Raw genomic sequence first — 7497 nt, 5'->3', positions numbered from 1 at the left:
TCGCTCGACTTGCATGTATTAGGCACGCCGCCAGCGTTCATCCTGAGCCAGGATCAAACTCTCCAATAAAGTTAGTTTGTCTAGCATCTAAAAATAAAAATTGACGTTTCACGTTGTTTGTTTCGTTCAGTTTTCAAAGAACTACTTGGTCGCTCATTTGCGACTTCCTTATGTTAACATCTTCGTTAGTTAATGTCAACTAAGTTTTTCATTTCGTTTGTCGCTTGCGACGTTAATGTCATCGGCGACTTGTTCTATACTACACCTCTAAAGCATAATCGTCAATACCTTTTTATAAAGATATTCAAGTTAATATTTTTATGGTCTTTTAGCTAGATACGTCTCTATAGGATTTCATTATCGGAGCATACTTTCTGCTTCTCTTTAATTTATTCTTCCAAACATATTCGAGTTAATTTGAGCTCTAGACTTAACTTGTGCGGACATTTCCCTCCAACAAAACTAGCAACCTTATTTTAACAAATACTAGTATATAATTAGAGAGTTGTTGTACTATCAATAAAACTCTATTAAAAGCAGGTGAAAATATGAAAGATATACATATCCTTATAGCAGACGACGATAAAGAAATCCGAAATTTATTAAAAATATATTTAGAACGAGAATTATATATGGTAGACACTGCAATCAACGGCGAAGAAGCCTTGCATTTATTTAATCAAAATAACTACAACCTCGTTATATTAGATCTTATGATGCCCAAAATAGATGGAATCGAGGTATGTAAAAAGCTTAGAGATAAAACTAACGTACCTATATTAATGCTCACCGCTAAAAATCACGAAGTTGATAAAATTTTAGGCTTAAGCATTGGTGCTGATGATTACATTACAAAACCTTTCAGCATTCACGAAGTAATTGCACGAATAAAAGCTCTTATGCGGCGTTTTTTAGTTCTTGGAAGTAACAATACTGCTCAAGAAAAAACAACTTTATCTTTTAAAGGACTAACTTTCAATCTAAATACATACACAGTTCATACAAATAAAGAAGAAATTAACTTAACCGGAAAAGAACTAGAACTATTAAAATTCTTTACTTCAAACCCAGGGCAAGTATTTACAAAAACACAGCTCTTCCGAAATGTGTGGAACGATAATTATATAGAAGATGACAATACCGTTATGGTACATATTCGAAAACTTAGAAAGAAAATAGAAATTGACCCTTCCAATCCAAAATTCATTCAGACTATATGGGGAATTGGTTATAAGTTTGTAGGTGAAAAGCTTGAAGACTGATAAAACCCTCTTCCTTATTTCATTACAACTTATCATTTTTGGGATTTTAAACATACAAATGAACCCAAGAGTAAAAATGTCTTTATTTATTATCCTTATCTTAATTACAATTTATCTCTTCTTTTCAAGAATACAATTCATTCAACATCGCAAAGCAATGGATACTAAATTAAGTCGTGTACTAAAAGGAAACTTACAAGCGAGATTATTCACAAGCAATGACCATTCATTACATAATATCGTTTTTTCAATAAACGAGCTAATAGCTAAATTAGAGCAGGTTCAGATTGAAGCCAAAAGATCCGAGGAATCCAGAAAACAACTTTTGTCTAGTATCTCCCACGATATACGAACACCTCTCACCTCCATAATCGGATATATAGACGCTTTGAAAGACGGAGTTGCTGTTTCTGAAATAGAAAAACAAGAATATCTTAAAATACTTTATATGAAATCAAATAACTTAAAACATCTAGTTGATGAAATATTCAACATGGCAAAGCTAGACGCCAATGAATTTCCATTAAAAGAAGAAGAACTCGATTTTTCTGAAGTTACTAGAGAAGTTTTAATCGAATTTTTACCTGAGCTCTCAAAACATAATATTGAACTACAAGTTTTCCTACCAGAATCTATTTGTCCTATCATCGCAGACCAACTTAGCCTTATACGGATTATAGGTAATTTAATAAAAAATGCCATTTATTATGGAAAAGATGGGAAAACAGTAGGAATCGAACTATTAGAAACTGATACAGAATATGAGCTTCTTATTTGGGACAAGGGCCCTGGTATCCCAAAACATGATTTACAAAACGTATTTGAGCGAATGTACCGAAGCGAACAATCAAGAAACTCCTCTTTTGGTGGCAGCGGTCTCGGGCTTTCCATTTCCAAAGCGCTCGTTGAGAAAAACGGTGGACATATATGGGTTGAAAGTACTCCATGGAAACGAACTACTTTTGGCTTTTCTATTCCAAAACACAATACTTTTAAGAAATAGTTAAGAAATGATTAATATGCAGTTAAGCCTTCCTTTTTATGATGTAAGTAAGAACTTATAGAAAGCAGGTGTCTCCTATAAATACAATTATAAAAACGACTAACCTTACTAAAGTATATGGCAATCAAAAATCAGTAGATAATTTAAATATTAATGTTCAGCAAGGGGAGATTTATGGATTCATAGGCCGCAACGGTGCTGGTAAAACAACAACCATTCGTATGCTGCTTAGTCTTATAAAGCCTACAAGTGGGACGATTGAAATATTTGGAGAGAACTTATTCCAAAATCAAAAAGATATTTTAAGCAGAATTGGTTCTATAGTTGAAGTCCCAGGATTTTATGAAAACTTAACTGCAAAAGAAAACCTATTAATTAATGCAAAGATAATTGGGGTTCACAAAAAGAATGCTATCGAAGAAGCATTAGAAATAGTAGGCTTGCAGCATGAGACAAAAAAGTTAGTAGGAAAGTATTCTTTGGGAATGAAGCAACGCTTAGGAATCGCACGCGCTCTTCTCCATTATCCCGAGCTACTCATATTAGATGAACCAACTAACGGACTAGACCCTATTGGTATTAAAGAAATGCGAAAACTTATTCATTCTTTAGCTCAAGAAAGAAATATAACAATACTCATTTCTAGTCACATATTAGCCGAGGTAGAACAGTTAGTCGATCGTATCGGAATTATTCATGAAGGAAAGTTACTAGAAGAAGTTTCTCTTGATACGCTGCGCAAAGCAAACCGTAAGTACATAGAGTTTCAAGTGAATAATGACAATAAAGCTGTGATGTTATTAGAAAATCATCTTCAAATTTTTGATTATGAAGTACATGATGAAGGAAATATTCGGATTTACTCTCATTTTGGACAACAAGGATACATAAACAGAACATTTGTTCTAAATGATATTGAAGTATTAAAAATGATGATAAGCGAAGATAGACTAGAAGATTACTTCACCAAACTAGTTGGAGGTGGAACAATTGGTTAATCTACTCTATACAGAACTCTTAAAACTAAAACGCTCCAATATGTTTTTAATTAGCATTATTGGTGCTGGTGTCGCACCTTTCTTAGTTGTAGTAGCCTCTTATATACATATAAAAACAAAACAGCCAACTCCGACTATTTGGTTCCATCAATTATTCACTGATGTTAACTTATATACTACTTTAGTTATAGGATTCCCCTTATATGGAGTAGTGGTTGCATATTTGCTTACCCGCGAATATGCAGAAGATACACTAAAAAATTTACTAACTATCCCCGTGTCGCGCATTAGCTTTATTATAAGTAAATTCATCATTCTCTTTCTTTGGATCATGATGCTAACTTTAGTCGCTTGGGCACTTACTTTAATATTAGGGCTATTGGGGAATTTCCCTGGTTTTAACATTGCTTTACTTTTAGGTTCCTTCCTAAAATTTTTAATATGTGGTGGACTTCTCTTTCTATTGTCTTCACCTATTGCGCTACTAACTCTTGTAATGAAGAGCTATGTACCGCCCATTATATTAACAGTCATTATTACAATGACTAATCTTATGCTCGTAAACTCCAAGCATAAAGATTTATTTCCGTGGACCACTACTCTAGATATCGCAAATAACGAATTACAACCGACATATCCACCAGAGTATTCTTATATCATCATTGCAGTAACAACAATTTCCGGATTTATTGCAACACTATTCTATTTTAAAAAAGTAGACATTCATTAATTTATAGGAGTGAAACTATGAGCGATATCATTATTGCCTTCATACTCGGTATTGTAGAAGGATTAGCTGAATTTTTACCTATATCTTCTACTGGCCACCTTATATTAGTCGGGCATTTATTAGACTTTGAAGGAGAAAGAGCAAAAACGTTTGAAATTGTTATTCAGCTAGGCGCAATTTTAGCTATTGCAATTTTATATCATAAACGTCTCGTTTCTTTATGTAATATTAAGCCTCTTCTACGGAAAGAGAAAAAATTCAACGCGTTTCATGTATTTCTTGGCGTATTTCCGGCAGTAGTGGCTGGTTTGCTACTACATGATATTATTAAAACATACTTATTTCAGCCATACACTGTTGTGATTGGACTCGTAGCAGGGGCAATTCTTATGATCTTTGCAGAAGTAAAAAAGAAAGAGGCAGCCACCTATTCACTGGACGATTTAACATACCGTCAAGCTTTAACAATCGGATTATTTCAGTGCTTAGCAGTATACCCTGGCTTCTCTAGAGCTGGCTCTACTATCTCTGGAGGTCTATTAGCAAAAGTAAATTATAAAACTGCATCTGAATTCTCTTTTCTAATAGCTCTTCCTGTAATGGTTGGGGCTACAGGCTTAGACTTACTAAAAAGTTGGAACTATTTAAGTGTCGATGACATCCCTATGTTTGCGGTAGGATTCATTACCTCTTTTATAGTAGCCATGCTAGCGGTAGTAACTTTTTTAAAGCTTTTAGAGAAGATAGGTTTAAAACCTTTTGCATACTATCGTATTTTGTTGGCTATCTTATTTACGCTTTTCGTATTGCTATAGATTCATATAAGTCACATATCATTAAACTGATATTCAATTTAGAATATCGGTTTTTTATCTATTTCAACTCTAGTACTACTCACTTCAATATCGCATAGTGATAATAAACTACCATTAATAGTCTGAACGTTCTTTAAGTAACTATATCCTTTATCATAAAATGCAATTGGAAAATTAAAGATCCCATATATGTACAGGACATATTTACAAACCATATTCATTCCACATAGTATCTTTTTAATTCGCAACATACTGATACAAATTTCAAATGAGTACAAAGACAGAATAAGTAAATAAATTCCCTAGGAATTATAAAGCGACTAAATATTAATTAGAGTGAGATGACGATAAAATGAATCAATTAGCACAGACATATTGGAATACTTATTAGGCAAACAACAAAAAAAACAGAATCTGTTATAGCTTGGCAATTTGGGGATTCCTCTAATTATCTTGCACAACTAGTAATTGACGGTATTAAAACTGCTACATGCTCCGGTCACATTTTTATGAATTAGAAAATGAACCGCTACCGACCACTAACGATTATAGTATTATACTTAATAGTAATGATGCACCTGTAGCTATTATTAAGACAATAGAAGTAACTGTAACACCAATGAATGAAGTAAGCGCAGAATTCGCTATCGCTAAAGGCGAAGGAGATCGTACTTATAATTACTGGAGAGACACCCATGTTCATTTTTTTACAAAGGAACTAAATGAGCTTGGTCTTAATTTCTCTGAAGATATGTTACTCGTCTGTAAGCGTTTTGAACTTGTTGATGTGAACAATAAAGTGAAATTATAATAAACTGAGATTTACCAACCATTCTTATTTTTATAAAACACAAAAAAGACGAGTCATTCTGACTCGTCTTAAAGTTGCTTGGCGACGTCCTACTCTCACAGGGACAAGGTCCCAACTACCATCGGCGCTAGAGAGCTTAACTTCCGTGTTCGGTATGGGAACGGGTGTGACCTCTCTGCCATCATCACCAAACTATGAAGGCATATTCCTTCAAAACTAGACAACATTTGCTACATATTATATGGTTAAGTCCTCGATCTATTAGTATTCGTCAGCTCCACATGTCACCATGCTTCCACCTCGAACCTATCAACCTGATCATCTTTCAGGGATCTTACTAGCTTACGCTATGGGAAATCTCATCTTGAGGGGGGCTTCATGCTTAGATGCTTTCAGCACTTATCCCTTCCGCACATAGCTACCCAGCTATGCCCTTGGCAGAACAACTGGTACACCAGCGGTGCGTCCATCCCGGTCCTCTCGTACTAAGGACAGCTCCTCTCAAATTTCCTACGCCCACGACGGATAGGGACCGAACTGTCTCACGACGTTCTGAACCCAGCTCGCGTACCGCTTTAATGGGCGAACAGCCCAACCCTTGGGACCGACTACAGCCCCAGGATGCGATGAGCCGACATCGAGGTGCCAAACCTCCCCGTCGATGTGGACTCTTGGGGGAGATAAGCCTGTTATCCCCGGGGTAGCTTTTATCCGTTGAGCGATGGCCCTTCCATGCGGAACCACCGGATCACTAAGCCCGACTTTCGTCCCTGCTCGACTTGTAGGTCTCGCAGTCAAGCTCCCTTATGCCTTTGCACTCTACGAATGATTTCCAACCATTCTGAGGGAACCTTTGGGCGCCTCCGTTACACTTTAGGAGGCGACCGCCCCAGTCAAACTGCCCACCTGACACTGTCTCCCGGGTCGATAAGACCCGTAGGTTAGAATTTCAATACAGTCAGGGCGGTATCCCACCAGCGCCTCCACCGAAGCTAGCGCTCCGGTTTCAATGGCTCCCGCCTATCCTGTACAAACTGTACCAAAATTCAATATCAGGCTACAGTAAAGCTCCACGGGGTCTTTCCGTCCTGTCGCGGGTAACCTGCATCTTCACAGGTACTATAATTTCACCGAGTCTCTGGTTGAGACAGTGCCCAAATCGTTACACCTTTCGTGCGGGTCGGAACTTACCCGACAAGGAATTTCGCTACCTTAGGACCGTTATAGTTACGGCCGCCGTTTACTGGGGCTTCAGTTCAGAGCTTCGCTTACGCTAACCCCTCTCCTTAACCTTCCAGCACCGGGCAGGTGTCACCCCCTATACTTCGCCTTACGGCTTCGCAGAGAGCTGTGTTTTTGCTAAACAGTCGCTTGGGCCTATTCACTGCGGCTTTCCGTTAAGAAAGCACCCCTTCTCCCGAAGTTACGGGGTCATTTTGCCGAGTTCCTTAACCAGAGTTCTCTCGCACACCTTAGGATTCTCTCCTCGCCTACCTGTGTCGGTTTGCGGTACAGGCACCTTTTATCTCGCTAGAAGCTTTTCTTGGCAGCGGGGAATCAAAGACTTCGCTCCATAAGGAGCTTCCCCATCACAGCTCAGCCTTCACGATAAGCGGATTTGCCTACTTATCAGCCTAACTGCTTGGACGTGCACAACCAATCGCACGCTTCTTCTATCCTTCTGCGTCCCTCCATTGCTCAAACGATAAAGAGGTGGTACAGGAATATCAACCTGTTGTCCATCGCCTACGCCTGTCGGCCTCGGCTTAGGTCCTGACTAACCCTGAGCGGACGAGCCTTCCTCAGGAAACCTTAGGCATTCGGTGGACGGGATTCTCACCCGTCTTTCGCTACTCATACCGGCATTCTCACTTCTAA

Annotated in this window: 5 protein-coding genes, 3 rRNA genes and 1 pseudogene; 6 read left to right on the top strand and 3 right to left on the bottom strand. The window is 37.9% G+C overall.

What is annotated here, in order from left to right; translation table 11 throughout:
* A 16S ribosomal RNA gene (locus tag ACO6VI_RS32470) occupies positions 1 to 69 on the bottom strand; the annotation flags it as partial.
* Positions 70 to 548: 479 nt separating this feature from the next.
* Between ACO6VI_RS32470 and ACO6VI_RS32465 the strand changes: the two genes are divergently transcribed.
* From ACO6VI_RS32465 to ACO6VI_RS32440, 6 genes and pseudogenes are all read left to right on the top strand, one after another.
* Entirely contained in the window at positions 549 to 1262 is a 714-nt protein-coding gene (locus tag ACO6VI_RS32465; protein WP_063546263.1) for a response regulator transcription factor, read from the top strand.
* Positions 1252 to 2265 carry a sensor histidine kinase gene (locus tag ACO6VI_RS32460; protein WP_063546261.1) on the top strand — a complete coding sequence of 338 codons (1014 nt, stop codon included), beginning with the start codon at positions 1252 to 1254 and terminating at the stop codon, positions 2263 to 2265. Before ACO6VI_RS32465 ends, ACO6VI_RS32460 begins: the two co-directional genes overlap by 11 nt.
* Before the next feature lie 68 nt (positions 2266 to 2333).
* Complete coding sequence (locus ACO6VI_RS32455) at positions 2334 to 3263, top strand: ABC transporter ATP-binding protein (protein ID WP_161520641.1); 930 nt, start codon at positions 2334 to 2336, stop codon at positions 3261 to 3263.
* A complete protein-coding gene (locus ACO6VI_RS32450; RefSeq protein WP_063546257.1) occupies positions 3256 to 3993 on the top strand; it encodes an ABC transporter permease in 738 nt (245 codons plus the stop codon). The genes ACO6VI_RS32455 and ACO6VI_RS32450 overlap by 8 nt, the downstream gene beginning before the upstream one ends.
* A gap of 17 nt (positions 3994 to 4010) precedes the next feature.
* Positions 4011 to 4808: an undecaprenyl-diphosphate phosphatase UppP gene (uppP, locus tag ACO6VI_RS32445; protein ID WP_063546255.1), complete on the top strand. Its 798-nt coding sequence runs from the start codon at positions 4011 to 4013 to the stop codon at positions 4806 to 4808.
* A gap of 352 nt (positions 4809 to 5160) precedes the next feature.
* Positions 5161 to 5619 (top strand): annotated as a pseudogene (locus ACO6VI_RS32440) (ASCH domain-containing protein).
* Positions 5620 to 5695: 76 nt separating this feature from the next.
* Here the strand turns inward: ACO6VI_RS32440 and rrf are convergent.
* Positions 5696 to 5811 (bottom strand): 5S ribosomal RNA (gene rrf / locus ACO6VI_RS32435).
* A 49-nt stretch (positions 5812 to 5860) separates the two neighbouring features.
* Positions 5861 to 7497 (bottom strand): 23S ribosomal RNA (locus ACO6VI_RS32430); the annotation flags it as partial.

The organism is Bacillus sp. PSXD-155 (genome assembly GCF_049310765.1).
Classification (GTDB): Bacteria; Bacillota; Bacilli; order Bacillales; family Bacillaceae_G; genus Bacillus_A; species Bacillus_A cereus.
Note: the sequence above shows the minus strand (reverse complement) of the source record. Positions and strands in the feature narration are given on the sequence as shown.

Excerpts from the sequence above, each read along its gene's own strand:
- ACO6VI_RS32465 (WP_063546263.1), top strand. The coding sequence starts at position 549 with ATGAAAGATATACATATCCTTATAGCAGACGACGATAAAGAAATCCGA.
- uppP (WP_063546255.1), top strand. The coding sequence starts at position 4,011 with ATGAGCGATATCATTATTGCCTTCATACTCGGTATTGTAGAAGGATTA.